Genomic DNA, 25,479 nt, shown 5'->3' with positions numbered 1-25,479 from the left:
TCCGCTCGGTTGCGGTCGAACGCTGGAACAAGCGACGGCGGCAATGCGAGGTAACGCCCATTTCGAGCCTTAAAGCATGAAACCCTTCGCTTCGATCCTCGCTGCCGCAACCCTGAGCGTAGTCTGTCAACAAGCCGCGTTCGCCTCGCCGGAAGCCGCCTACCCGACCAAGCCCGTCAAGGTCGTGGTCGGCTATGCGCCGGGCGGCTCGTCGGATGCCGTGGCCCGGCTGATCGCCGGCCGCCTGTCGGACAAGCTGGGCCAGACCTTCGTGGTCGAGAACCGCCCGGGCGCCGCCAGCAACATCGCCGCGGCCACCGTCGCGCGCTCGCCCAACGACGGTTACACCATCCTGCTGGGCTCGAATGCCAGCACCATCAACGTGTCGCTCTACAAAGAGCTGTCCTTCGACTTCCAGAAGGACTTCGCGCCGGTGGCGCTGCTGACGCGCTTTCCCAACATCATGGTGGTGAACAACACCGTGCCGGCCAAGACGGTGCAGGAGTTCATCACCTACGCCAAGGCCAACCCCAAGAACATTTTCTTCGCGTCGTCCGGCGCGGGCTCGTCGACCCGCCTGTCGGCCGAACTGTTCAAGATGATGACCGGCGTCGAGATGGAGCACGTGCAATACAAGGGCAGCGCGCCCGCCCTGACCGACCTGATGGCGGGCCGGATCCAGGTGATGTTCGACACGGCGCCTTCCGTCATGCCGCTCATCAAGGGCGACAAGCTGCGCGCGCTGGGCGTCACCAGCGCCACCACCCAACCCTTCGCCCCGGAGATTCCCACCATCGATGCAAGCGTCAAGGGCTACGAAATGACGTCCTGGTACGCGCTGTTCGCGCCGGCCGGCACGCCCGCGGGCATCGTGGAAAAGCTTAACAAGGAAGTCAACGCCATCCTGGAAGAGAAGGACATCCAGGAGAAGCTCGCCGGCATGGTCGCCACGCCCGGCGGCGGCACGCCCGAGGAACTGCGCAAGCACGTCGCTTCTGAAATCGCCAAATACGCCGATGTGGTCAAGGCCTCCGGCGCCACCGCGGACTAAGCTTTCGTACCATGCGTGTTTTCACCGGTTCGCTGTCCACGGAAACCAATACGTTCGCTCCGCTGCCCACCTCGCTGGATGACTTCGCGGACCGGGGCTACTACCCCGCCGGCACCCATCCTCCCGAGATGACGATCTTCAGCGGACCACTGTGGGCGGCGCGCCAGCGCGGCGCGCAACATGGCTGGACCGTGATCGAAGGCCTGGCCGCCGGCGCCCAGCCCGGCGGCACCACCACCCGCCATGCCTACGAAACGCTGCGCGAAGAGCTGCTGCGCGACCTGCGCCTGGCCTTGCCCGTGGACATGGTGGTGCTGGGCCTGCATGGCGCCATGGTGGCCGACGGATACGAGGACTGCGAGGGCGACCTGTTGGCACGCGTGCGCGACATCGTCGGTCCCGGCGTCGTCGTCGGCGCAGAGCTGGACCCGCACTGCCACTTGTCGGAAGCCATGGTGGCCAACGCGGATATTCTGGTCGCCTACAAGGAATACCCTCACACCGACATCCGCGAGCGCGCGCTGGAACTGGTGGACTTCTGCGCGGCAATCGTCCAGCGCCGCATCGCGCCGGTAGCGGCGGTGGTCGACTGCGAGATGGTCGTCACCATTCGCACCCCGCAAGAGCCCGCGCGCAGCTATATCGACCGCATCAGCGCATTGGAAGGCCGGGACGGCATACTCTCCATTTCCGTGGTGCACAGTTTCGCCTGGGGCGATGTGCCGGACATGGGCACCAAACTGCTCGTGTATGCCGACGGCGACGCCCTGGCCGCCCAACGGCTGGCGCGGCGCCTTGCCGACGAATTGATCGGCATGCGCGCAGCCCTGACGCCTGACTACCCCAAGCCCGACGAAGCCATCGACCAGGCGCTGGCGCACGGCGCGACGCCCGTCGTCATTGCCGACGCCGCCGACAATCCGGGCGGCGGCGGCGCGGGCGACTCCACCTTTCTGCTGCGCCGCCTGCGCGAGCGTGGCGTGCGCAACGTGGCGATCGGCCCCATGTGGGACCCCATCGCCGTGCGCATCGCCTTCAGCGCCGGCGTAGGCGCGCGCCTGGCACTGCGCATCGGCGGAAAGATCAGCCCGATGTCTGGAGAACCGCTAGACCTGATGTGTACCGTCAAAGCCCTGGTTCCGGACATGGTCATGACCGGCCTGTCCGGCTCGCCAGCCGTGGTGGGAAATTCCGCGCTGGTGGAAGCCGACGGCATCGAGATCGTGCTGATCACGGTGCGAGCGCAAGCAATGGATACCGATGTTTTCACGCAGCTGGGCTGCCAGCTCGAGGAAAAAACCCTCATCGTGGTCAAGTCGGCGCAGCATTTCCAGGCATCGTTCGCCAAGGTGGCGCGGCATGTGGTCTTTGCGGATGCGCCGGGGTCGGCGGCGCTGGATATCAAGGGGTTGCCGTATAAACACATAAACGGGCCGAAGTGGCCAATCAATATGTGACAGAACGCCCGGCGCATGAACGCCCGGGCGCTTGTATTGAAGGGATACACAACAGTCGTCAGCGGTTCACAATCTGCGAGTTACCCTAGCCACTCCAGCGCCCGTCCGCTGAATGCGTTACTCTCCCCCTCCCCAATTCAAGTCCGCAAGGAGCCCCAAATGGCACAAGCCTCCGCCCGCCACATCCTCGTCTCGACCGAAGCCAAGGCTAATGAACTGAAGACCGCCATCGAAAACGGCGCCGACTTCGCTCAGCTGGCCAAGGAAAACTCCAGCTGCCCGTCCTCGCGCGACGGCGGCAATCTGGGTACGTTTGGCCCGGGCCAGATGGTCAAGGAATTCGACACCGTGGTGTTCAGCGCCCCGGTCGGCGAGGTTCAGGGTCCGGTGAAGACGCAGTTCGGCTACCACCTGGTTGAAGTGACCAGCCGCAAGGACTAAGTCCGCCGCTGTATATCCGAAGGCCGCCGCCAGGAAACTGGCGGCGGCCTTTTTCATGACCCGTCGGCCTGCGCTGCGATCCGCAGGCTATCCACGAAGGCGGTAAGTCCGGCGCTGTCGCGGCGGCCGCTGCGGGTGACGATGGCATAGTCCAGGGCCACGCGGGGGGCCAGCGCCCTGAGGTGCACACGCCAGCGCGCTCCGGTCAGCGCCGCGAACGAGGGGACGACCGCCTGGCCCAGGCCGGCCTCGACCATGGCCAGTATGGTCTCCAGGTGGCTGTAGACGCGGCGGGGCGGGCTTGCCGCGCTGTCTGGCAGACGCGGGACGTGCCGGTCTATCAGTTGCTGGATAGGGTTGCTGGCCGGCAGAACGATAAGGCTGCCGGGATCCAGGCGCTGCCATGACAACGGAGCGCGACGGCTCTTGGCGGCATGTTCCGCCGATTGTGCCAACACGAGTTCGGCTGGGAACAAGCTGCGCCGGCGCAGGCCGGCGGCCTTCTGGAAGAAGGCGCCGAAGCCCGCGTCCAGCGAACCATCCTCCACGCCTTGCTGGATCAGGCTGCGGTCCATGTCCGCCACCTCGACACGCCAGTCCGGCTGCGCTACGGAGCATGCGCGCAATACTTGCGGCAGGATGCTGCTGGCGATGAGCGGCGTGACACCTACACGAAGCACGCGCGCCTGCGGCGTGCTGGCGGCGGCCAGTTGGCGCAGGGCGCCGCCCAATTCGTCGACCATGCGCTGGGCCACGGGCAGCAAGGTGCGGCCCGCTTCCGTCAGTAGCACGGCCCGGGTGCTGCGTTCGAACAGGCGGCTGCCGATGTTTTGCTCGAACTCCCGCACCATGGCGCTCAGCCCAGCCTGCGTCAGATGCAACTGGGCGGCGGCTTTGGTGAAGCTGGCGTGCTCGGCGACAGCGAGAAAGCCGCGCAATTGGCGTAGCGAACAGTTCATGCGTGACCTAGCAGAAAATTCATAACCAGTCTTTGTTAATGAACAAATTATCGTAGTTTTACTTGTTTATCCGTTTGCGTTGCAATTGCGGAATGCGCCGCCGTCCAAGCGAAATGGCTCACAACAACAAGCGCACTTGCCCTACAGGAGACAAGCATGTTCCGTTATTCCCTGCGGTTTGCCGCCGCCTTCAGTCTTGCGTGCGCGGCGGTCGCTCCCGCCTTTGCAGCGCAAGCCGCCTTTCCCGACAAGCCCATCAAACTGGTGGTGCCATTTCCGCCTGGCGGCCCGACTGACACGAGCGCGCGCCTGTTCGGCAAGACGATGTCCGAGCAGTTGGGCCAACCCGTCATCGTGGAGAACCGGGCGGGCGCGGGCGGCTCTGTTGGCACCACGTCGGTGACACGCGAACAGCCCGATGGCTATACGCTGCTGTGGGGTGGCACCAGCAGCATGGTGGTTGCGCCAGCGCTGTACCCCAAGCTGGACTACGACCCCGTCAGCTCGTTCACGCCTATCGGCATGGCGGTACGCGGTCCGCTCATCCTGGTGAGCCGCCCCGCCCTGCCCAGCACCGATCTCAAGTCGCTGCTGGACCTGGCGCGGCGCCAATCGTTGACGGTGGCGTCCGCGGGCACCGGCTCGGTCGGTCATCTGACCGCCGAGCTGTTCGATCGCAGCGCCGGCGTGGAGATCCTGCACATTCCCTATCGCGGCGGCGCGCCGGCCCTGAGCGACGTGCTGGGCGGCCAGGTGGATCTGTTGTTCGACACGGTGACGCTGCTGTATCCGCAGATCACGGCGAACAAGCTGCGTGCCTATGCCGTCACCGGCGCGCAGCGCTACCCGCGACTTCCAGACGTGCCCACGGTGGCGGAAGTGCTGGGCCAGCCCTTCGAAGCGTATTCCTGGTTCGGCCTGATGGCCCCCGCACATACGCCGCAGCCGGTTATCGAGCGCCTGACCAAGGCGCTGGCCGCGGCTGCGCGCGACCCCGAGGTCAAGCGCCAACTTGCGGATCTGGGCCTGGAACCCGTTGGCGACACCCCAGAGCAATTCGCACAATCCATCCGGACCGATCTGGCCAAATGGACCCAGGTCGTCAAACAAGCTGGCATCAAGCCGGACTAATTCTTTCCGACGCAGCACTATGTCCCATCACTCGACGTCCTCCCCTCTATACCTTATCGCGGGCGCCGGCCTGGGCGGGCTGACCGCCGCGCTGGCCTTGCAACGGCGCGGCCTGCGTGTACGCGTGCTGGAGCAGGCGCCGGAGCTGCGCGAAGTTGGCGCCGGCATCCAGCTCAGCGCCAACGCCAATCGCGTGCTCTTTCAGCTAGGCCTGGAAGAAGCGTTGATGGACGTGGCGCGTCCCACCGCCGGCAAGCGCATCCGGCTGTGGTCCAGCGGCAGGACCTGGCCGCTCTTCGATCTGGGCGCGGAGTCCGTAAGCCGTTACGGTTACCCCTACCTGACGATTTATCGCGCCGACCTGCACCAGATTTTGGCGCAGGCCGTGCAGGCCAATGATCCGGAAGCCATCTCGCTCGGCGCGAAAGTGACGCAGTTCACGCAGGATGACAAGGGCGTCGCGGCAGTTCTGGAATCCGGCGAGCGCATCGAGGGCACCGCGCTCATTGGCGCCGACGGCGTGCACTCACGCGTACGCGCCGCGTTGTTCGGCGCGGATGCGGCGGCGTTTTCCGGGACCGTCGCCTGGCGCGGCGTGATCCCGGCCGAAAAGCTGCCCGCGCACCTGCGCGAGCCCTACGCCTGCAACTGGGTGGGGCCCGGCGCGCACGTGATCCACTATCCCCTGCGGCGCGGGAAGCTCGTGAACTTCGTGGGCATTCTGGAACGCGACGACTGGCAGGTCGAGTCCTGGACCGAACGTGGCAGCGTGGAAGAATGCGCGCGGGATTTCGCAGGCTGGCACGAAGACGTACAGACGCTGATACATGCCCTGGACGAACCTTATAAATGGGCGCTGATGTTGCGCGAGCCGCTGCCGATCTGGTCGCAGGGCCGCGTGACACTGCTTGGCGACGCCTGCCACCCCACCCTGCCCATGCTGGCGTCGGGCGCGGCGATGGCGATCGAGGACGGCTACGTGCTGGCGCGTGCGCTGGCGGCTCATCCGGGCGATATTCCACAGGCCTTCAAGCGCTACGAAGCCGCACGCGTGGAACGCGCTTCGCGCGTCGTGCGCGGATCGGCGGAAAACGCCAGGCGCTTCCACAATCCCGCGCTGGAACACGCACAAGGAGCCGCTGACTACGTGGACCGCGAATGGAATGAAGCGCGCGTGCGTGAACGCTATGAATGGCTGTTCAGCTACAACGCGGACGAAGCGCCGGTCTGACACCCGCTGCCTCGTGCAAAAGGCCGACGCCGGGACACCCCGGGCGACGGCCTTTTGCCTATTCGCGCGCGGGTTGGCGAATGATGGCGTTACGCCTTGCCCGTCATCACCATATGCGCCAGCGCGTCCGCATCCAGTCCGGCCACGTCGCGCTCGATGACCTTGGCGCCACTCTTCAGAATGGCCACCCGGTCCGCCAGCGCCACCACGTCCGCCATGTTGTGGCTGATGAGGATCACGGTGCGGCCCTCTTCCCGCAGCTTGCGCACCAGGTTCAACACCAGCGCGGTCTCCTTGACGCCCAACGCGGCGGTAGGCTCGTCCATGATGACCACGCGGGCATCCCAGCGCAGGGCACGGGCGATGGCGACGGCCTGGCGCTGGCCGCCGGACATGCGCTCCACGGGCCGGTCCATGTCATCGATGGGCACGGACAGGCGCTGCAGGTAGCCGCGCGCGTCCTGGGCCATGCGGCGCTTGTCCAGGACACTGAAAGGGCCCACGCGGCGCACCAGTTCCGCGCCCATGAAGATGTTTTCCCAGATCGATAGGCGCGGCGCCAGCGCCAGGTCCTGGTAAATGGTGGCGATGCCCTGCACCAGCGCGTCGTGGGGTGAACCGAACACTACCGGCTTGCCGTTCAGGCTCAGCGCCCCGGCGCTAGGCTCCTGAGCGCCGGAGATAATGCGGATGAGCGTGGACTTGCCCGCGCCGTTATCGCCGCAAATGGCCATGACCTTGCCCTGGGGCACATCCAGGTCCACGCCCTTCAGGGCTTCGACGGCGCCATAGGATTTCTTGATCTGGCGTAGCGACAACGCGGCGGTCATGGCTGCTGGCTCTTACTTGGCGGGTTGCAGGAATTTCTGGACGTTGCTGGCGTCGACCAGGACCGAGTCCATGAACAGGTAGGGACCGGCAACGACGGTTTCCTTGGGTTCTTTCTTGACGACGATACGGTCAATGGAATCGACAGCTTTGGCGCCCATCTGCTCGAAGGGAATCATCATCGTGGCGGTGACAAGGCTGTTGGGGTCGGCGATGCGGCGATAGGTTTCGGGGCTACCGTCGACGGACACGAGCGTGACGTCGCCCTTTTTCATACCCTGCGCCTGCAGCAGGTCGTCGATAACGTAGGCCTGGCCATCGAACGAGGCCCAGATGCCCTTGAACTGGCCCTGGTGGCGCAGCAACAGGGCCTGCATGCCGTTGCGCACGTCGTCGCGCCAGCTTTGGGTACGGGCCATGCTGAACTTGGCCAGGTCCTTGACCGCGGTGTTCTCGGTCAAGACGGCATCCAGCATCTTGCCGCGGATGCGGGTGCCGGAGTTGCCGTCGAAGCGGGCGGTCAGGATGTTGCCCTGATAGCCCATCTTGCCCAGCAGGTAGAGCACGGACTGGGCGCCAGTGGCGTATTCGTTGACCTCGACGTCGAACAGCATATGGGGGCTGGCGCCGGACATCACGCCCACGACAGCAATGCCTTTCTCCTTGGCGGCCTGCAACTGCGCGTCGGTTTCGACGGGCTTGCCCATGGCGATGACTATGGCGTCAACCTTCTTGTTGACCAGGGTATCGAGCTGTTCGGCCAGCTTGGGCAAGGACCCTTCCGCGTTCAACTGGGTGACCGTCCAGCCCTTGGCGCGGGCGGCTTCAGCAGCGGCGTTGGCGACCCGGGCATGGGTTTCCGAAGACATCTGGAACGCGACAACGCCCACGTCGAAAGCGTGCGCAGCCGCGCCGATGGCCAGGGCCTGGACGGAAAACGCGGCCAACAGCAAATTGCGCATCAAGGATTTACGCATGGTTCTCTTCCCCTTCCGATCAGAATTTGAAGGCCGCTTTCTTCAGCACGGCCGATGACACCGCGACGGATGCGATGATGATGAAGCCCAGGACGATGTCCTGCACGTAATAAGGCGCGCCCATGAGGACCAGGCCGTTGCCCAGCACCTTGAGGATCAGCGCGGCCACCAGCGTGCCCGGAATATTGGCGTGGCCCGGGTTGAACATGGTCATGCCCAGCAGAACCGCCGCGATCGCGTACAGGAAGTAGTCGCCGGCCATGTTGGGCGCGGCGGAAGACAGGCTCGAAGTCAGCAGCACGGCCGCCAGCCCCGCGCACAGGCCGGAAAGGGCCAGGCCTATGCTTTTCATGGCGCGGATGTTGATGCCGGCCAGCCGGGCGGACTCTCCGGCTTCGCCGGTGGCCGTCATGCGGGCGCCGGTTCGGGTCCACTTCACCAGGAAGAACGCCAGCAGCACCGTGCCCAGCATCCACAGCACCAGGGCCGGAATGCCAAAGGGCTTGCCGCGCGCAAGGTCCGTGAACACGGTGGGCCAGCGGCCCACATACGACACGCCATCGGTCAGCATGAAGGCGAAGCCGCGCGCCATGGCGGCCATGCCCAAACTCGCAATCAATGAAGGCACGCGCAGCCGCGTCACGGCAATGCCGTTCACCAGACCGCAGACCAGCCCGACCCCCAGGCCCGCGCCAATGGCCAGCAACACCGGCTGTCCGGTATGCACCAGGGCGCCGGTGACGACTGCCGCCAGGCTGGCGACGTCGGCGACGGACAGGTCCAGTTCGGCCGTGACCAGCGCCAGCGTGAAACCGATGGCAATGATGGCCAGGAAACTGGTTTCCTTGGCGATATTCAGAAGATTGTTGGGTGCCGCGAAATTCGGAGCCGCCAATGCGAAGAAGCCCACCAGGACCAATCCCGCGATTGCCGTGCCGTACTTTTCCAGGATGCCGCGCATCGACTCAACCCTTGCTGCGTTTTGTTTGTTATGTGGGCGCGTCGCTGCGCCCTGCTGATGGCGTCGTAGTTTATACCCGGGCATCAACCCATATCGATACCGGCGAGCGCGCGCGAGACGGGCGCCAGCGCCGCTTCCGCGGCCCGGAACTGGCTGTACATGCGGCGATAGGCGTGGGCGCGCTCGGCTTGCGGCTCGTAGCGTTGCGCCACGCGCACCAGGGCGTCCTGGGCGGCGGCGAAGCTGCTGTACCGCCCCAGGCCGGTCCACGCCGCCACCGCCGCGCCCAGCACGCCCGGCTGCTCGGCCTGGCCGACCACCAGGGGCCGTTCGCAGATGTCCGCCTTGACCTGGCACCATTGGGCGTTGGATGCGGCGCCCCCGCCGAAGCGGATTTCTCCCACGGGGCTGCCCAGGGCGCTTTCCGCGCGTTCCAGCACGATCCGGTTCAGGAACGCCACGCCTTCCAGCACGGCCCAGGCCAGATCGCCCGGGCCATGGCGACGGTTCAGGCCCAGGAAGGCGCCGCGCAGATGCGGGTCCCAGTACGGCACTCTTTCACCCTGCAGATAGGGCAGGAACAGCGCCGGCTGCGGATCCCGGGGCGCATCCAGCAAAGCGTCCATCGCTTCGCCCACGCCGGCCATGCCTTCGTCGCCCAGGCGACCCAGCAGGGGCAGGAGCCACGCCACCGTGTCCGCCCCGTTCTGGCCCGGTCCGCCGATCTGATGATGGCCGCCGCCCCAATCCACGGTCATCAGGCCTTGGGCCTGCACCGGCTCGGCGCCGACGGCGCCGAAGACCTCGGTGGTGCCGGAGATGTTGTAGGCATAGCCCGGCCGCAGGGCTCCCAGGCCGGCCACGGCCGCCCAGGTGTCATTGGCGCAGGCCACTACCGGGCGTCCCGCCAGGCGCGCCAGCGCGCCCGGTAAGCCCGTTTGCACGGATCCGACCACATCCAGAGGGTCGAGCATCGGCGGCACCCAGGCGGGATCGGCGCCCACCGCCGTCAGCAGGTCGCCCCCCTGCGGGGCTGGCGCCGCTGCCGCAGCCAGGCGCGCCATGGATACCGTGTCGCTGACGGCGCGTCCGGTGAGGAGAAAATTCAGGTAATCCTTGGGTTCCAGTACCAGATGCACCCGGGCTGCATGCTGCGGCTCGGCGCGTAACAGCCACGCGACGCGCGCCCAGGGATGAAAGGCGTTGACCTGGGCGGCCTCGGAATGGGACGCCGGCATGGCGCCGAGCCATGCCCCGACATCAGCCGCCGCGCGCGTATCCCGCCACGTGATCGCCGGCCGGATGGCAGCGCCCTGCGCGTCGATAAATACCTGCGTGCGAGTGACTCCGCAGATGGCAATGGCCTGCACGGCGTCGAAACCGGCGCCAGCCTGCATGGCCAGGCGATCGGCCAGGGTCTGCAGGCCGCGCCACCAGGCATCGGCGTCAATTTCATCCCAACCCGGCCGGTCCGCCGGACGAGCGCCCGCCGGGCTATCGATGAAACACGCATGCGCGATGACCCCACGCGCATCCACCAAGGCTGCGCGAAAGCGCGTGCCGCCCAGATCCACCGCCAGCACGTAACTCATGCCATCACCTGCATGGGGCGGATCTGGCCGCGCCCGGGCTGCATGGCCCGCAGCGGGCGGAAGGTTGGAATATCAGACATGGGAGGGGGCTTCTGCGTGATCGGACGGCCGCCGGAACGGGCGTTCCGGCATGAAGAAATTGTAGTCCAGCCAGGGTTCCCGCGCAGCGGCGGGGGCCGTTCCTCGCTGCACCGCAGCACCGGAAATCCTATCAATTGATTATTTCTGTTCAGGTGACACGGGCCGCGGGCGTGGGACAGAATGGCCCACACCCGGAGGAGACAGCCGGGGCCATGAAAACCATCAAAACCGCATGCGCAAACACGCAGCCCGAGGCCCATGAAAAAGTCCAGGAACAAGGTCATCATCACCTGCGCGATCACCGGATCGGTCCATACGCCATCGATGTCGCCCCATCTTCCCGTCACCCCCGACGAGATCGCGCAATCCGCGCTGGATGCCGCCCAGGCGGGCGCGGCCATCGTGCACCTGCATGCGCGCAAACCCGATACCGGGCAGCCCACCCAGGATCCCGCGTTGTATGCGCAGTTTCTACCGCGCATCAAGCATGCGTCGGACGTGGTGATCAACATCACTACGGGCGGCTCGCCTGTGCTGCCCCTGGCCGATCGCATAGCGCCTGCGCTGCAGTTCAAGCCCGAGGTCGCATCGCTGAACATGGGTTCGATGAACTTCGGCATGTATGAGCTGCTGGAGCGCTTCAAGGAATTCAAGCATGCCTGGGAACAACCCTACCTCGAAGGCAGCAACGACCTGATCTTCAAGAACACCTTCAAGGACATCGAGCGCATCCTGACCTCGTGTGGCGACAACGGCACGCGCTTCGAGATCGAGTGCTACGACATCGGGCACCTGTATACCGCAGCGCACTTCGTCGACCGCAAGCTGCTCAAGCCGCCATTCCTGATCCAGTCCGTGTTCGGCATCCGCGGCGGCATCGGCACGCATCCCGAAGATGTGATGATGATGAAGCGGACTGCAGACCGCCTGTTCGGCGAAGACTACATCTGGTCCGTGCTGGCCGCCGGACGCAAGCAGACGCCGCTGGCGACGATGGCGGCGACCATGGGCGGCAACGTGCGCGTGGGGCTGGAGGATTCGTTGTGGGACGGGCCGGGGGAACTGGCACGCTCGAACGCGGACCAGGTGCGTCGGATTCGCCGCATCCTGGAAGATCTGTCGCTATCCATCGCCACGCCGGACGAGGCGCGTGAAACGCTGCAACTGAAAGGCCGCGACAACGTCGCGTTCTGAACCTGATCCTATAAGTGGGGAGACCAGATATGAAAAAGACACTGTGCGCAACGGCGGCAGCCGCGTTGTTGGGGATGACGGGCGCGGCCGCGGCCGACGACGGCGTGATCCGCATTGGTTTCATAACCGACATGTCCGGCCTGTCGGCGGACGCCGACGGCCCGGGCGGCGCCGAGGCAATCAAGATGGCAGTGGCGGACCTGGGCGGCGTGGTGGCCGGCAAGAAGGTTGAGGTGCTGGTGGCGGATCACCAGAACCGTGCCGACATCGCATCGTCCCGGGCCCGCGAATGGCTGGACCAGAAGGGCGTCAATATGCTGATCGCAGGGGCGAATTCCGCGGCGGCGCTGGCGATGGCGAAAGTAGCCGAGGAAAAGAAGACGCCGTTCTTCGTGGTGAGCGCGGGTGCTTCCGAGCTGACGAATTCCCAGTGCACGCCCTACACCGTGCACTACGTCTATGACACGGTTTCGCTGGCGCGCGGCACGGCGCGCGCAATGATGAAAGAGGGCAACAAGGATTGGTATTTCCTGACGGTGGACCATGCCTTCGGGCACGCTCTCGAACGCGATGCGGCGGCGGTGGTGCAGGCCGATGGCGGCACCACCAAGGGACGTGTCAGGCATCCGCTGAACGCGGCCGACTTCTCGTCCTTCATCCTGCAGGCGCAAGCCTCGGGCGCCTCGGTGCTGGGACTGGCAAATTCGGCCAGCGACACCAGCAACGCCGTCAAGGCCGCCAATGAATTCGGCCTTACGCCGAAGATGAAAATCGCCGGCCTGCTGGTGCTGATCACGGACGTGCATGCGCTGGGCCTGCAGGCTGCGCAGAATATGTACCTGACCACGGCCTGGTACTGGGACCAGGACGACGCCTCGCGCAAGTGGGCATCGCGGTTCGAGTCCACCATGAAGAAAAAGCCGTCGATGCTGCAGGCCGGCGACTATTCCGCCGCCACGACCTACCTGAAGGCCGTGGAAGCCACCAAGAGCACCGACGGCGACACCATCATGAAATGGCTGAAGGCGAACCCGGTGAATGACTTCTTCGTCAAGGACGGCAAGATCCGCGCCGACGGCCTGATGGTGCACGACATGTTCCTGATGCAGGTGAAAACACCGGCGGAGTCGAAAGCGCCGTGGGACTATTACAAGCTGGTGGCCCGGGTGCCGGGAGACCAGGTCTATACCTCGCCGGCGGAATCGACCTGCCGTTTGATGAAACCCTGAGCGACGACAACAAGGATCTGGCATGACTATGAAGAACGCGGTCCCGGCGGACATCTCCGCATTGCCCGTGGACCTGTCGGGCAAGCGCGTCATCGTGACCGCAGGCGCAGCCGGCATCGGCGCGGCGATTGCCGCCGCATTTGCCGATCGCGGCGCCCGCGTGCACGTCTGCGACGTGGACGAACAAGCCCTGGCATCCTGCCCCCACCCCTGGTCGCGCGCCGACGTCAGCCGGCGCGACGAGATCGACCGCTACATGCAGGAAGCGCTGGCGCAGCTGGGCGGCCTGGACGTACTGGTCAACAACGCGGGCATCGCCGGCCCGACCGCGGGCATAGCGGACATCAAGCCGCAAGAACTGGATGCAACGCTGGACATCAACCTGGCGTCGCAATTCCACACGGTGCGGCATGCGCTGCCTGCGCTGCGCACCTCCGGCGGCGGCAGCATCCTCAATATCAGCTCCGTGGCAGGCCGCATGGGCGTGCCGATGCGCACGCCCTACGCCGCCACCAAGTGGGGCGTGGTAGGCCTGACCCGGTCGCTTGCGGTCGAGCTGGGCGGCTATGGCATCCGCGTCAATGCACTGTTGCCCGGCTTGGTGGCGGGCCCACGGATCGACCGTGTGATCGAGGCGCGCGCCAAGAACATGGGACTGACGGTGGAGGAAGAAACCCGGCTGGAGCTGTCCGGGGTCAGCCTGCGGCAATTCGTTCGGGCGGCGGACATCGCCAATATGGCGCTGTTCCTGACCAGTCCGTTTGGCGCAATGATCAGCGGGCAAGCGATCAGCATAGACGGCGACCTGCAATCGCTGCCCTGGCAACCGCCCGCGGACTGACGCCCTGGGGCTTTTCCCATGAAAAGCTAGCCCAGCAACTGGATCGTGTCCGCATAGACGCCGTGGCGGCGATCCTGCGTCGTGGCGCGCAGGGCATCGAGCAGCCGCTCGGCCAGGTCCTGGTTGCGGGCTTCCTTACGGGTGATCAGGAAGAAATCAAACCACTGCCGCGATGCCAGCGGCCGGGCGAGCAAGTCGGGATAGGCCGCCACGATGTCCCATGCCGACAGGGCATTGACCAGGCTGATGCCCCGTACCGCCCGGACCGTGCCGGGCAAGAGCGACATATGCGCCCGCATGCCCGAACTGAGCAGCAGGGAGTCCGCGATATCTCCTTGGGCGACCACATAGTCCGACCATAGCGGCTTGACGTAGGTCTCGGCGGGAATCTCGCCCACTGCGATGGTTTCGCGTTCGGCCAGAGGATGCTCGCGATGCACGATGGCCATGACGTCGGCCCGCAAGAATGGCGTGAAGGCCAATCGAGCACTATCGCGTTCCACCGCGCCCAGGCCGAAATCGGCGCGCATGGTCTCTACCGCGCTGATGGCCTGCACGGACGATTCGATGTCGATGGAAAACGGCCGGGTGCCGTTGGCATCCAGATAGCGCCGCACGGCGTCCGGCGCGTAACCCAGCGCCAGGGCTGGCGACGAGGCGATCCGCAGGCCGCGTCCGCCAAATTGTTCGATGCTGTGCAGGGCCTCGTCGATGCGCACCAGCTCGTCCAGCACGAACTTGGCCTCGCTGTAGAGGTACTCCCCCGCCTCGGTGGGACGCAGGGTTTTGTGGGACCGGTCAAACAGCTGTACGCCGGTGGCGCTTTCCAGGCGGGAAATCGCGTGGCTGACCGCCGGCTGTGTCAGATGCATGGACTGCGCGGCCTGCCGGGTCGATCCGGTCATGACCACCGCGTAGAAAATGCGCAGGTCGTGAATGTTGAAATTGCGCTTCATGCGTGAGTGTCAACCCGGGGCCGGAAAAGGTGCAGGCCGTGCCGGCGGCGCCTGCCTGACCCGCTCGATCTGCGGAGACACCCATTTGCCGTCCAGCAACGCCGGCTTGGGCCAGTAGTACCGCAGCGTAACCATGAACGGCCCGGCCGGCGCGGGCAACCAGTTGGACTCCTTGCCCTTGCCCGGCGACTCCGACTGGATGTAGAGGGTGATACCCCCGTCGCGGTCACGCTTCAAGGACGGCAGCATGGACGAGTTGATCAGGTAGCGCTTCAGGGGGTTGGAGACAAGTAGCTGCTCAGGCAGCCGATACATGGTCATGGACCAGAACGCATGGACGGGCGGCAGGCTGCGCGGCGCAAAGCGCAGCGTGTATTTATTGCGGCCGTCCAGCGGCTGGCCCGTGCTGTCGTTTTCCAGCACGGGATAGAGCGCTTCCTCGCGGCTGTTGCCGCCGATGCCGACCTGGGTTCCCGTGGCGCGCGCGAGGATGTTGTTCTTGAGGGTGGCGCGGTCGCCGAACAGCCCGTCGGTCTTGCCGTTGAGCGCCTCGCGATTTTTGTCGATGTCGTTCTGGCCGTCGTGCATGCCTTCCTGCAAGGCCCGGCGCAGTGCAGGATTCATGTTGCCGAAGTCGTACTGCCGGCCCGGTTCGAGGCCGATGCTGGCAAAACGTTCGCGCAGCGACTGTTCCGAGGGATGGGCAGGCGCGAACTGCAGCAGGAAAGCCAGCTGGTTGTAGAACTCGAGAGAGCTGCGCATCTGCGCGGGCGGTTCGGGCTCGATCCAGTCCACGGCAGGCGCCGGCTGGGGCGCGCGCTGTTTGCGGAAGGCAGACAAGGTCTGGATCTTGTAGCGCGACTGGATGCGCTTGACGTTGGGCAGATCGGCGGCGTTAAAGAGCTGAGTGCGTCCGACCAGATTGACCAGGTCGGTTTCCGACCTGATCACTTTGGTGATGCCGGCCGGCGTCTTGCCCTTCCAGCGCGGGCCGGCAACCAGGAACCTGCCGCCGCCGTTGCCTGTGCTGCGGCTGCCGATGTAGGCAAAGTTGTAGGTGTACAGGTCCATCAGCTGCAGCACGAAATAGCGGCGCGGTTCCATGGCGGGCACGGTAATGACCACGGGTTCGGCGCGCAGGTCCAGGACAGCGAACGAGTAAGGTGTGTCGGCGTTGGGAGCGACGAAAGCGGTGTCTTCGGGCGTGAATACGCGCGCGACATTGTTGACCGTATTGAACGGGCCCTTGTACTGGGGGTTGTTCTTGTCGATGCTGAAGGCATGCATGGTCTGGTAGCTTGCGACCATGGGGGTGCCGTAAAGATATGCTTCGCGGGCGATGCCACGCGCCTGCTGTGCCGTGACGCCATCGATGCCGACCGATTGCGAGCCGCTCGCGTCTTGGGAGTTGAGAGCGCATCCTGCCAATCCGCCCGCCAGCGCGGCCGCGATGGCCAGACGCGCCACCATCATCGTGGGGCCGCCGACGCGGGAGTTGGAAGAAAATCCAGTGCTACTTTGGCAATCGCGCATCCGGTGCTCCAACACAACACGACGTGAGGTTGGCGACGCCCGTGCCGCGGCGCCGCGTTCAAAGCGTAAATTCCGGGGAATTCTGGCATATTTCCCGGCGATGTAGAAGAAATGGCGAGCCAGCGCAGAAGCCGCGCCAGCCCATGCCTGCGCAAGGCCGCGGCCGCATATGCACGCGGCCACGCGGTGGGCGGCGCCCCGGATTCAGGCGGCCTCTACCTGGCCTTCGAGGCGCTGGACGGGAATGGCAGCAATGGCGCTTTCGCTGGCGTTGGCGTCCGTGGTCAGATGCTGGATCAGGTCCACGGTCGTGGACCGGCGGGTCAGCATCAGGCAGGTGACTTCATCGTCCGTGACGCGCGTGGCGTGCCAGCAGCCCGGACGCATGCAGACACCCTGCCCCTGGGGCACGCGGAATGCCGCCAGCGTCGCCAGGTCGGGGCTGCCGTCGGCGGCGCTGCGCGCCACGATCTGGATGATCTCGCCCGTCAATGGCACGATGGCTTGCTGCGTCAGCAAGTGCTTTTCCAGGCTGGAGATCTCGAAGGACTGACTGCGGTAGTTGACCCACAGCAACTCGGCATCGCCGCCGGCGCCGGTGTTGAACAGGTGTTCCTGCCAGAAGTCGGTGTCCTGGTTGGAGAACAGCGGCACGCCGTTGCCGTCCGGCATGGGCTTACCCAGCATCCAGCCGTAGGCCCTGAAGGCGTCCGGGGTCAGATCGTTGATGTCCAGTTGCTTGTCGCTCGTCATGCGGAACCCTGTTATGGCTTGGTCGCGCCGCCGCGCTTGGGAAACTCGGCGCCGTAGTCGAACTCACCGCGCGCAATGGCCTCGAGTATGGCGGCGCGCCTGTCGGCGGCGCGCTTGAGGTTGGCGGCGGTAGGCTTGGCCCGGATGCGTTCGACGCAATGCCGGCCTTCATAGAAGAAGCCGATCTCGATGGAAGACTCGGACGCGGGCCTGACCCCATCGAATCCCTGGCGCATCGCCTTCTCCTGTTATAGCCGATGAAGATGCACATGATATCGCTTTACACTGACCCGATCCCCCTCACTCCAGGAAGCGCAACATGACTACCAATCTGTCGTCGCACTATCTCCTGCTGGACGCCTCCGGCGCCTGTACCGCCGTCGAAGGCGGCAACGCCTTCTGGTCGCAACCTGAAGAGGAACTGGAGCGATTCGGCCGCGGCTGGCTGGTGTCCGAATACGCCTTCGAGACGGACTGGCCCCAATGGGAAATGCATCCGCAGGCCGACGAGATCGTGCGCCTGATCGCAGGCACGGCGGAACTGCGGCTGGAATGGCCGACGGGCGAGCAGGCCGTACCGATGCAGGCAGGCGACGCCTACGTGATCCCCAAGGGCATCTGGCATACGCTCAAGGTGGCCGGCCCCTGCCGCATGCTGCACATCACCATGGGCGCAGGCACGCAGCACCGGCCGCTTTGATTCTTGACTGGCCGCCCTGTGCCGCGGCGAGGTTCTGCTAGCCTGCCGCACTGGCGGCGCCGACGCGCCGGATTTCGCGGTCGTCTATGGGCCAATGCAGCGCCGCCGACAGCACTCCCAGCGCCATCGCGCCCAGCCAGATCAGGTCATAGGACCCCGTGGCCTCGAACACCACGCCGCCCAGCCAGACGCCCAGGAAGGAACCTAGCTGGTGCCCAAAAAATACGAAGCCGAACAGGGTCGTGATGTAGCGCACGCCGAATACCTGGGAGATCAGGCCATTGGTCAGCGGCACGGTGCCCAGCCAGACGAAACCCATGACTGCCGCAAACAGATATACGGTCCAGGACGACAGCGGCAACAGCACAAACAGCGCAATGGCGGCCGTGCGCAGTAGATAGATGCCGGCCAGCAGGTACTTACGGCGATGGCGGCCGCCCAGGACGCCGCAGACATAGGTGCCCATGACGTTGGTCAACGCGATGATGGCCAGCGCCGCCACGGCATCGGACGCGCGCAAGCCCTTGTCCATCAGGTATGCCGGCAAGTGCGTGCCGATGAAGGCCAGCTGGAAGCCGCAGGCCAGGAAACCCAGGTTCAATAGCCAGAAGCCGGGCTGGGCGAAAGCTTCGCGTATGGCCTGCGGCATGGAGAGTCCCGCCTCGCCTGGGGACGCGCCCTGCTCCCGACGGTCGGACTCCCTCAGGGGCAACGCCAGAGGCAGCAACATGATCAGCAAGAGCGCGAACGACAGCAGGGCCGCAACCCAGCCCCAACCGCCGATCAGCCATTGAGCTGCCGGCACCATGGTGAACTGCCCCAATCCGCCCACCGCGCCCGCCACGCCCAGCGCCCAGCTGCGGCGTTCGGGCGCCACCAGCCGGCTGAGGGCGCCGTAGATCGCCGCAAAGGCGGTGCCTGACAACGCGATGCCGATGCATACGCCTGCCGTCCACAGGAATGCCGCTGGCGTCGCGGCATACGCCATGCCCGCCACGCCCAGGGCATAGAAAACCAATCCGCCCGCGATCACCTTGGCGGAGCCGTAGCGGTCGGCAATCATGCCGGTGAAGGGCTGGACCACTCCCCATGTCAGGTTCTGCACGGCCAACGCCATGGCGAAGGTCTCCCGGCTCCAGCCCCTGTCCATTGTCACGGGCAAGAGAAACAGCCCCTGCACGTGGCGCACGCCCAGCGCCAGGCCCATGATCACACCGCCGGCCAGGACCAGCAGCCACAGCTGAGAAGCATCCAGGGAAGACTTGCGCGGGACAGGCATGACGAACCTCGTAAGTGGAACGTAGCCTCCATGCAGGCAGGCACCGGCGTCCATTACAGGGCGGCCGCGCCCGCGCATCAACCGATTATTTTTTGTCCGCTGCATGCCTTGCGGGAATGTCAGCGCGGGTGGAAGCCAGCCTGACCAGGCAGCATCGGCAGCCTGTTAACGCTTTGTTTTCTACAGTTACATTTACCACGTCATTGCCTGCGGACGCTGGTTACAGTGCTGCCTTCGCATCTTTCTTGGCAGGCATACGACCATGTGGCACGCCCAGCCCGGCCTTTACGTTTGCGCGGTTACAACCCGCGCCGCTACGCGATGAAGACCCCGCTCGCCCTTAAACCCCTGGCGCTGGCCGTGGCACTGGCCACTTTGCCTGCCCTGCCCAGCGTAGCGCTGGCCAGCTGGATGAACCGGTGCGCCCCCGGCTACAACGAATACCACGGCGCCGACCTGGAGTGCCAGCTGGCCTTCCACGACGGCCTGGCCGCCGTATTGACGGGATCGGCCAACGATGACTCCGGACGCTGGGGCTATCTCGACAAGCAGGGCCGCATGGCCATCGCGCCCGCGTTCCAAGAGGCCAAGTCCTTCCAGAATGGCCTGGCCGCAGTCAGCCAGGACGGACTCTGGGGCTACATCGACAAGCAAGGCCGATGGGCCATCAAGCCACGCTTTTCGGAGGCTACGGGGTTCAACGCCGAAGGCACTGCTTTGGCCGAGGAACAGGGTCACGACGTGTTGATCGATCGCACCGGCAAGGTCATCAAGACCTTCGAGCTGGGCACGCGCTCATGGGGCTTCGAGCGAGGGCAGAAGCTGGCGTCGATGGAAATGCCCATGCCGCCGCGCCTGTTCAACACCGCGACCGGCAAGGCCGCAGCGCTGCCCGCCGGCGTGATGGCGCTGGCCGCGCCCAGCGGCGGCTATCTGCCCGCGCAGCTACGCGATTCGCGCTACGGCGGCTGGTGGGGCCTGCTGGACGAACAGGCGCGCTGGGCCGTCATGCCGGACGTGCTGCGCGCCCGCGAGCCCGCGCTGCGCGATGGCAACGTGCTGGCGGTGAGCCGGGACGACGGTTGGCAGTTCGTCGACACGCAAGGCAAGGCCATCCACGAGAAACGCTACGAGCATGTGCAGTTGGCCGGCCCCGGGCTGTGGCTGGTCAAACAGAAGGGCGCGGGCAAGGCACTATTGCTGAACGGCAAGCTCGGCGTCCAGCATGCATTCAAGGGCAATTACATCGGACTGGACGAACGCGACGGCTGGGGCGTCATGATCGACGACGATGCCGTGCTGCTGATCGACCCCGCACGCAAGTTCCGCAAGATAGACGCGCGCAATGGCCGCGTGCAGCTGAGCAACGGTCAGGCATGGGTGACGGCATCGCTGCCGCCGCGTGCTGGCGAAATGGCGGTCGGTGCCGCCGATGCAGCAGCCGTGGCCGCCGATGCGGCGGCGACCGGCACGGCCGCCGCATCCGATGACGATGGCCCCGGAGAGGCAGTGGAGGCCTCGGCCGACGCGACGAGCGCCATGCCGGACGCGGAGGCGGCGGATGCTGCCGTTGCCGCCGTGGCTGTCGATGTGGCCACGCCTGCGGCGATGGACGCGGCTTCCGAGGCTGTGGCGGCCGCTGCGGAGGCCGCGGCGGACGCGACCAGCGCGGATGCTGCCCCCGACGCGGGCGGCGGCCTGCTGCAGATCTACACGCGCGAAGGCAAGCCGCTGCTGGATGCCGACACCATCGCGCGATTGCAGGATTACGACATCAGAGCCATTTCCGCCAGCGAGACCGCCCGTGGCCGCGCCACGGCGGACAGCTTGCCGCTGGCCGTGCTGCGCCCCCTGGACTACAAACAGCCTCTGGGCATCCTGACGTCCAAGGGCAAGATCGTGACCAATCCGGACTGGGAGGACATTTCCAGCCATGACGCGTCCATGCCGCTGCCGGTACGCGCCTCCAGCGGGAAGTACGGCGCGATCGATGCCGACGGCAACTGGTCGGTTATCCCCCGCTACAGCGTCATCCGCCCGTTCCGCGGCGCCTACGCGCTGGCGGGCGCAGCGCGCAGCCGCAATGACAACGGCCTGGTGATCGACGCCCACGGCAAGGCCGTCGCAGTCCCCGCCGAGGTGCTGGACGGCGCCATGCATTTCGACGGCGATCTGGTCCAATACCGCGCGCCGGACGAAAACCGCCAGAGCCGCTGGGGCATCTGGAACATCGCCAAGGGCGCGCCCGCGGTCAAGCCGGCTTATGAAAGCATGGAGAAGTTCGAGGACGACTGGGCCAAGGTCCAGCACCAGGACCGCTGGGGCGTGATGAATCGCGAGGGCAAATGGATAGTGCCCGCCACGCAGGAAAGTTCCTACAAGCTGGAGTACCTGGGCAGCGGCCTCATGCTGGTCGAGGACAACGAGCCCGGAACGCGCAACCGCAGTTCGTTCGACACTCGCTACCGCCTGGTGAACCTGCGGACGGGAAAACCCAGCGAGCGTCTCACCGGCAAGCCGCAGCGCCTGGAGGACGGACGCTACCTGGGTGAGCTGACGGGCGGCGGAACCGTCGTGTTCGACGCCAATGGCGGCGCCGCGCGGGTTTCCGACGGACGGGCCAAGCGCCATGAGCTATACCAGCAGTGGCTCTATATCGAGCACGAAGACCGCAAGGGTGCCATCGACGCTCGCGGCAACATGAAGGTCCCCGCCATCTATGGCGAATTCAATCCCTTCTTCGCGCAGCCCGAGGGGCTGGCGCGCGCGTATACCGGATCCAATTACCGACTGATCGACCAGGAAGGCAAGACGGTGCTCTCCAAGCTGGGTGACGGTTCGCCGCTGGCATCCATGCAACGCATCGTGTTCCACGACTCGGAGAACTCCGTAAGCATCATGACGGACCTGCAGGGCCGTGAGATCACCCGCATCGACGGCACCTACAGCGTGGAGGACCACAGCGCGAACGAGGGTGTGGCGCCCTACCGCGGCGGCTCGGGCAACGGCAGGCAAGGCTTCATCAATGCCAGCGGCAAACGCATCGTGGGTCCGCATTTCGACTCGCTGGGCCCGCTGAACAATGGCCTCGCCGTGGCCCGCCGCCTGCAGTATTCCGGCAAGTTCTATGGCTACATCGACCTGACGGGACGCTACGCAATCCCGCCCGTCTTTACGTGGGCCGGCAACTTCAGCGAGGAACGGGCGCTGGTGCGCAGCAACTACCAGAGCCGGAACACGCAGTACATCGACACCAAAGGCGTGCCCATCGCCACGTTCACCGAAGTCTGCGACACGGTGACGATCCTGGACGACCAGGGCAGGATCACTTGGCCGCAACAGAAGATGGATTGCCCCGTGGCCGACAAGTTCGAACTCGCCCCCGACAACGCCAAAGCGAAACAACCATGAAGTCACGCGCGATACGCACCACCCGCCTTGCCTGCGCCCTGGCCGCGCTGGGCGCGTCCCTGTCGGCGCATGCGCAATACTCATACTGCATCGATGAAAAGCCCTATAGCGTAGCGGCCGACGACGATATCAGTCCCTACGCCAATGGCTGCATCCGTACGCTTGCGGACCAGCGCGCCGCGGTGCTGCTGCCATCCGCCCTGGTGAACATCAACCGCGTGCCACCCGATCAATCGCTGCGCCGCCATGCCTGGGGCTTCCTGGACCAGAACGGCCGGTTGGCGATTTCGCCCATCTTCGAAGCGGTGGGCGATTTCCGGCACGGTCTGGCCGCCGTGAAATGGCAGGGCAAATGGGGGTTTATCGACACCAAAGGCCGGATGGCGGTGCCACCGCGCTATGACGCCGTGCAGGACTACGCCGAGATCGGCCTGGCCGTCGTCACGCAGGACGGCCGTTACCAACTGATCGACCGCAAGGGTCAACCTGTGGGCGAACCGCTGGACGAAAGCGTGCGGTCTTTGCACTTGGGCGCCGGCGTGCCGGCGCTGGCAACGGTCGAGTACAAGCCGGAGTATCGATCCAGCACCGGCGAACGCCGCTACAGCGACGCGGGCGTCAGCATCGTCAAGTCCTATGGCAATGGCCTGTACATCGCTATGAACGGGGAAGGACGGTATGGGCTGACGGACCGTGACTGGAAGTGGGTGGTGCAACCCGACTACCAGGATATCTCGGTGCCGGGTGAAGACGGCTCGATGGCCGTCGCCTACAGCGAAACCCATGCGCTGCTGCTGGACCACGAAGGCAAGCCCGTGGGCGCGGACCAGGGCTACCGCAGCCTGATGCCCGTGACCAAGGCATTCTGGAGCGCCGAGCTCAGCCGCAATTCCTATGTGGTGCTGGATAGCGGCGGCAAGCCCGTCATTACGCTCAAGTCCGCCGAAGCGCAGGAATCGCAGCGTTACGGCGATGCCATCGTCTACCCCTCGGGCGGCAAGCAGATGGCGCTGATTCCAGGCCGCTCGGAACCGCTGACGCTGGGCGCGGGCCTGTTCGTGGCGGAGAACCAGAATGGCTATGTGCTGTTCTCGAACGAGGAACGCGTCCCCGTGGGCCTGCTGACGCCCATGGGCAATTGGCTGCATGGCGAAACCGCTCCCGCCTGGGTCAAGGACATCGGCAGAATGGTGGTCAGCCAGGGCAAGCTGTGGCTGTTCAAGCAGGAAGGCGAACTGCTCAACGTGCTGGATGACGAGGGCCGCGCCTTGCTCAAGCCAGAAACGGTCGAGGCCGCCAAGAGCCGCTCGCTCAAGGAACTACCGCTGGACTTGCCCGGCAGTGCGCTGGGCCTGCTTGCCCAGGATCACTGTCAGTGCGCCGAAGGCGGCGCGGGCCTGCTGCTGGCCGACGGCGGCATCGCGTCCGACCCGGGCTGGAGCAACATCATCCCGCTGGACGGATCCGACGAAGATTATGGCTTGCAGGCCGAGGCGGAGGCGGCCGGACTTAAGGCTGAACAGCTGCGCTATGCCGCGCAGACCGCTGACGGCCTGCTGCTGCTGGATGCCATGGGCAAGCCCATGGACCTGCCCGTGCAGCAACATATCGGGCCGTTCCGTCATGGCTATGCGCAGGCTTACGCCGGCGGCGCGAGCCGCATGCTGGACCGCAGCGGAAAGACCTACGACCTGCCCCGCGACTTCTTTGAGGCACAGATCGTCGCTCCCGGCGTCGTCCGTTTCCTCAAGACCGCGGCGGAAGGCTCGCCTTGGGGCCTGTACGACTTCGTTGCCGGCAAGGAAATCGCCGCGCCCGCGTTCCAGGACATCGGCATCTTCCAGGACGGACAGGCTGTCGCTTCGCTGGGCCAGGACCGCGTCGGGATCATAGACCTGCAAGGCAAGTGGATCGTGCCTCCCAGCCACCACAGCGCCGAACGCATTACCGCCCAGGTCTGGAAGCTGCGCCAGGCCGGACCCCAGCAAAACGAGTATGAGCGCCCCGCCGCCGTCTTCAATGCGCAGGGCCGCGCGCTGACCGCCTTCCGGCCCAAGCTCTCGGTCGGCGTGGATAGCGACGGCTCGATCGCGGCAAGCGACGACCAGCGCCGCTGGGTCATTACGCCCGACGGTTCCGACGCGGTGGACATGGAAGACGCGGACTACGTGCGCATGGGCGACTGGACGGTACTGCGCCGCGCGCCCCGCACCGGCTACCTGGACGACCAAGGGCAATGGCGGATCAAGCCTTTTTCCGCCGTCGCCGGCACCTTCCGTGGCGCACCCGCCCGCGCCCTGCTCACGGGCGAGGACGGCCCGCGCCTGATCGACGACCAGGGCAAGATCGTGACCGCCCTGCCCGCCGGCGAATGGCGCTGGCCGCAGGGCTCCGATATGCTGCTGCGGCACTATTACTCAGGCAACCGGGAGATGACCGACTACACCGGCCTGGACGGCAAGAAGCGCCTCTCTGTCGAAGGCCATGCATCGGGATTTTCGGAAGGACGCGCCGTGGCGCGCGTGTCCAACCGGGGCATGCGCGCCGTGGACGACAAGGGCGCTTTGACTGGCCCCGCGTTCGACTCGCTCGGTCCGCTGCGCGAAGGCCTGGCTCCGGTCGGCGTGGACAGCGGTTATGGCTACGTGGACGCCCAAGGCAAGATGGCGATTGCCGCCGATTACCGGGTGGTCGCCCCATTCCAGAATGGCCGCGCCGTCGTGTCCACGTTGGACGCGTCGATGATCATCGACCCGACCGGCAGGCAGGTCGCGCGCGTGGAAATGGAATGCGGCGTGCGCACGCTGTACGGTTCGCACAACCAGCGGCTGTGGCCATTGAGCCTGCCCAGCCGCTGCGCCCGCTGAGGCCGCG

Annotated in this window: 21 protein-coding genes; 11 read left to right on the top strand and 10 right to left on the bottom strand. The window is 65.7% G+C overall.

Features of this window, described 5'->3' with window-relative positions; genetic code table 11:
• The first annotated feature begins 76 nt into the window (after nucleotides 1-76).
• From VCS63_RS06035 to VCS63_RS06025, 3 genes are all read left to right on the top strand, one after another.
• Nucleotides 77-1,051, top strand: coding sequence for a Bug family tripartite tricarboxylate transporter substrate binding protein (locus tag VCS63_RS06035; protein ID WP_076817328.1), 975 nt, complete (start codon nucleotides 77-79; stop codon nucleotides 1,049-1,051).
• Between the two features lie 11 nt (nucleotides 1,052-1,062).
• The gene (locus tag VCS63_RS06030) at nucleotides 1,063-2,508 is read left to right on the top strand and encodes a M81 family metallopeptidase (protein WP_323878885.1); all 1,446 of its coding nucleotides are present in this window, start codon (nucleotides 1,063-1,065) and stop codon (nucleotides 2,506-2,508) included.
• 159 nt (nucleotides 2,509-2,667) lie between these two features.
• Nucleotides 2,668-2,949 (top strand): peptidylprolyl isomerase, encoded by a 282-nt coding sequence (locus VCS63_RS06025; protein ID WP_006385706.1) that lies wholly within the window; start codon nucleotides 2,668-2,670, stop codon nucleotides 2,947-2,949.
• A gap of 53 nt (nucleotides 2,950-3,002) precedes the next feature.
• Here VCS63_RS06025 and VCS63_RS06020 read toward each other — a convergent pair whose 3' ends face one another.
• Nucleotides 3,003-3,908, bottom strand: coding sequence for a LysR family transcriptional regulator (locus VCS63_RS06020; RefSeq protein ID WP_063639420.1), 906 nt, complete (start codon nucleotides 3,906-3,908; stop codon nucleotides 3,003-3,005).
• 156 nt (nucleotides 3,909-4,064) lie between these two features.
• Between VCS63_RS06020 and VCS63_RS06015 the strand changes: the two genes are divergently transcribed.
• Both VCS63_RS06015 and VCS63_RS06010 read left to right on the top strand, forming a co-directional pair.
• Nucleotides 4,065-5,039 carry a Bug family tripartite tricarboxylate transporter substrate binding protein gene (locus tag VCS63_RS06015; protein ID WP_301881399.1) on the top strand — a complete coding sequence of 325 codons (975 nt, stop codon included), beginning with the start codon at nucleotides 4,065-4,067 and terminating at the stop codon, nucleotides 5,037-5,039.
• A gap of 19 nt (nucleotides 5,040-5,058) precedes the next feature.
• Nucleotides 5,059-6,270: an FAD-dependent monooxygenase gene (locus VCS63_RS06010; protein WP_063639418.1), complete on the top strand. Its 1,212-nt coding sequence runs from the start codon at nucleotides 5,059-5,061 to the stop codon at nucleotides 6,268-6,270.
• 89 nt (nucleotides 6,271-6,359) lie between these two features.
• Here VCS63_RS06010 and VCS63_RS06005 read toward each other — a convergent pair whose 3' ends face one another.
• The 4 genes from VCS63_RS06005 to VCS63_RS05990 all read right to left on the bottom strand — a co-directional run bounded on the left by VCS63_RS06005 (nucleotide 6,360) and on the right by VCS63_RS05990 (nucleotide 10,628).
• The gene (locus VCS63_RS06005) at nucleotides 6,360-7,100 is read right to left on the bottom strand and encodes an ATP-binding cassette domain-containing protein (protein WP_063639417.1); all 741 of its coding nucleotides are present in this window, start codon (nucleotides 7,098-7,100) and stop codon (nucleotides 6,360-6,362) included.
• Nucleotides 7,101-7,112: 12 nt separating this feature from the next.
• Entirely contained in the window at nucleotides 7,113-8,075 is a 963-nt protein-coding gene (locus tag VCS63_RS06000; RefSeq protein ID WP_323878877.1) for a sugar ABC transporter substrate-binding protein, read from the bottom strand.
• Between the two features lie 19 nt (nucleotides 8,076-8,094).
• Nucleotides 8,095-9,036 (bottom strand): ABC transporter permease, encoded by a 942-nt coding sequence (locus VCS63_RS05995; RefSeq protein WP_323878876.1) that lies wholly within the window; start codon nucleotides 9,034-9,036, stop codon nucleotides 8,095-8,097.
• 83 nt (nucleotides 9,037-9,119) lie between these two features.
• Complete coding sequence (locus tag VCS63_RS05990; RefSeq protein ID WP_323878873.1) at nucleotides 9,120-10,628, bottom strand: FGGY-family carbohydrate kinase; 1,509 nt, start codon at nucleotides 10,626-10,628, stop codon at nucleotides 9,120-9,122.
• A gap of 339 nt (nucleotides 10,629-10,967) precedes the next feature.
• On the opposite strand from VCS63_RS05990, the gene VCS63_RS05985 reads away from it, so the two are divergent.
• Genes VCS63_RS05985 through VCS63_RS05975 form a run of 3 tightly spaced genes read left to right on the top strand, consistent with a single transcriptional unit; the run spans nucleotide 10,968 to nucleotide 13,973 of the window.
• Nucleotides 10,968-11,903, top strand: a complete 936-nt coding sequence (locus VCS63_RS05985; RefSeq protein ID WP_323878870.1) for a 3-keto-5-aminohexanoate cleavage protein — start codon at nucleotides 10,968-10,970, stop codon at nucleotides 11,901-11,903.
• A gap of 29 nt (nucleotides 11,904-11,932) precedes the next feature.
• Complete coding sequence (locus VCS63_RS05980) at nucleotides 11,933-13,132, top strand: ABC transporter substrate-binding protein (protein WP_042795405.1); 1,200 nt, start codon at nucleotides 11,933-11,935, stop codon at nucleotides 13,130-13,132.
• A gap of 22 nt (nucleotides 13,133-13,154) precedes the next feature.
• Nucleotides 13,155-13,973: an SDR family oxidoreductase gene (locus VCS63_RS05975; RefSeq protein ID WP_323878868.1), complete on the top strand. Its 819-nt coding sequence runs from the start codon at nucleotides 13,155-13,157 to the stop codon at nucleotides 13,971-13,973.
• Nucleotides 13,974-13,999: 26 nt separating this feature from the next.
• Here VCS63_RS05975 and VCS63_RS05970 read toward each other — a convergent pair whose 3' ends face one another.
• The 4 genes from VCS63_RS05970 to VCS63_RS05955 all read right to left on the bottom strand — a co-directional run bounded on the left by VCS63_RS05970 (nucleotide 14,000) and on the right by VCS63_RS05955 (nucleotide 17,451).
• Nucleotides 14,000-14,929, bottom strand: a complete 930-nt coding sequence (locus tag VCS63_RS05970) for a LysR family transcriptional regulator (protein WP_323878866.1) — start codon at nucleotides 14,927-14,929, stop codon at nucleotides 14,000-14,002.
• Between the two features lie 9 nt (nucleotides 14,930-14,938).
• Nucleotides 14,939-16,462 carry a DUF1254 domain-containing protein gene (locus VCS63_RS05965; protein WP_323878864.1) on the bottom strand — a complete coding sequence of 508 codons (1,524 nt, stop codon included), beginning with the start codon at nucleotides 16,460-16,462 and terminating at the stop codon, nucleotides 14,939-14,941.
• Between the two features lie 204 nt (nucleotides 16,463-16,666).
• Nucleotides 16,667-17,215, bottom strand: a complete 549-nt coding sequence (locus VCS63_RS05960; protein ID WP_042795407.1) for an ureidoglycolate lyase — start codon at nucleotides 17,213-17,215, stop codon at nucleotides 16,667-16,669.
• 11 nt (nucleotides 17,216-17,226) lie between these two features.
• On the bottom strand, nucleotides 17,227-17,451 hold the full coding sequence (locus VCS63_RS05955; RefSeq protein WP_042795408.1) for an Arm DNA-binding domain-containing protein: 225 nt from the start codon (nucleotides 17,449-17,451) through the stop codon (nucleotides 17,227-17,229).
• A gap of 83 nt (nucleotides 17,452-17,534) precedes the next feature.
• Here VCS63_RS05955 and VCS63_RS05950 point away from each other — a divergent pair, with 83 nt between their 5' ends.
• Nucleotides 17,535-17,915, top strand: a complete 381-nt coding sequence (locus VCS63_RS05950) for a cupin domain-containing protein (protein WP_063639410.1) — start codon at nucleotides 17,535-17,537, stop codon at nucleotides 17,913-17,915.
• A gap of 37 nt (nucleotides 17,916-17,952) precedes the next feature.
• Here the strand turns inward: VCS63_RS05950 and VCS63_RS05945 are convergent, their stop codons facing one another.
• On the bottom strand, nucleotides 17,953-19,194 hold the full coding sequence (locus VCS63_RS05945; protein ID WP_042795409.1) for an MFS transporter: 1,242 nt from the start codon (nucleotides 19,192-19,194) through the stop codon (nucleotides 17,953-17,955).
• A gap of 321 nt (nucleotides 19,195-19,515) precedes the next feature.
• Between VCS63_RS05945 and VCS63_RS05940 the strand changes: the two genes are divergently transcribed.
• Both VCS63_RS05940 and VCS63_RS05935 read left to right on the top strand, forming a co-directional pair.
• Nucleotides 19,516-22,605, top strand: coding sequence for a WG repeat-containing protein (locus VCS63_RS05940; RefSeq protein ID WP_323878862.1), 3,090 nt, complete (start codon nucleotides 19,516-19,518; stop codon nucleotides 22,603-22,605).
• A complete protein-coding gene (locus VCS63_RS05935) occupies nucleotides 22,602-25,472 on the top strand; it encodes a WG repeat-containing protein (RefSeq protein WP_323878858.1) in 2,871 nt (956 codons plus the stop codon). The genes VCS63_RS05940 and VCS63_RS05935 overlap by 4 nt, the downstream gene beginning before the upstream one ends.
• The last annotated feature ends 7 nt before the right edge of the window (nucleotides 25,473-25,479 follow it).

It is taken from the genome of Achromobacter sp. D10 (assembly GCF_035282245.1).
In the GTDB taxonomy this organism is placed as follows: Bacteria; Pseudomonadota; Gammaproteobacteria; order Burkholderiales; family Burkholderiaceae_B; genus Achromobacter; species Achromobacter insolitus.
Note: the sequence above shows the minus strand (reverse complement) of the source record. Positions and strands in the feature narration are given on the sequence as shown.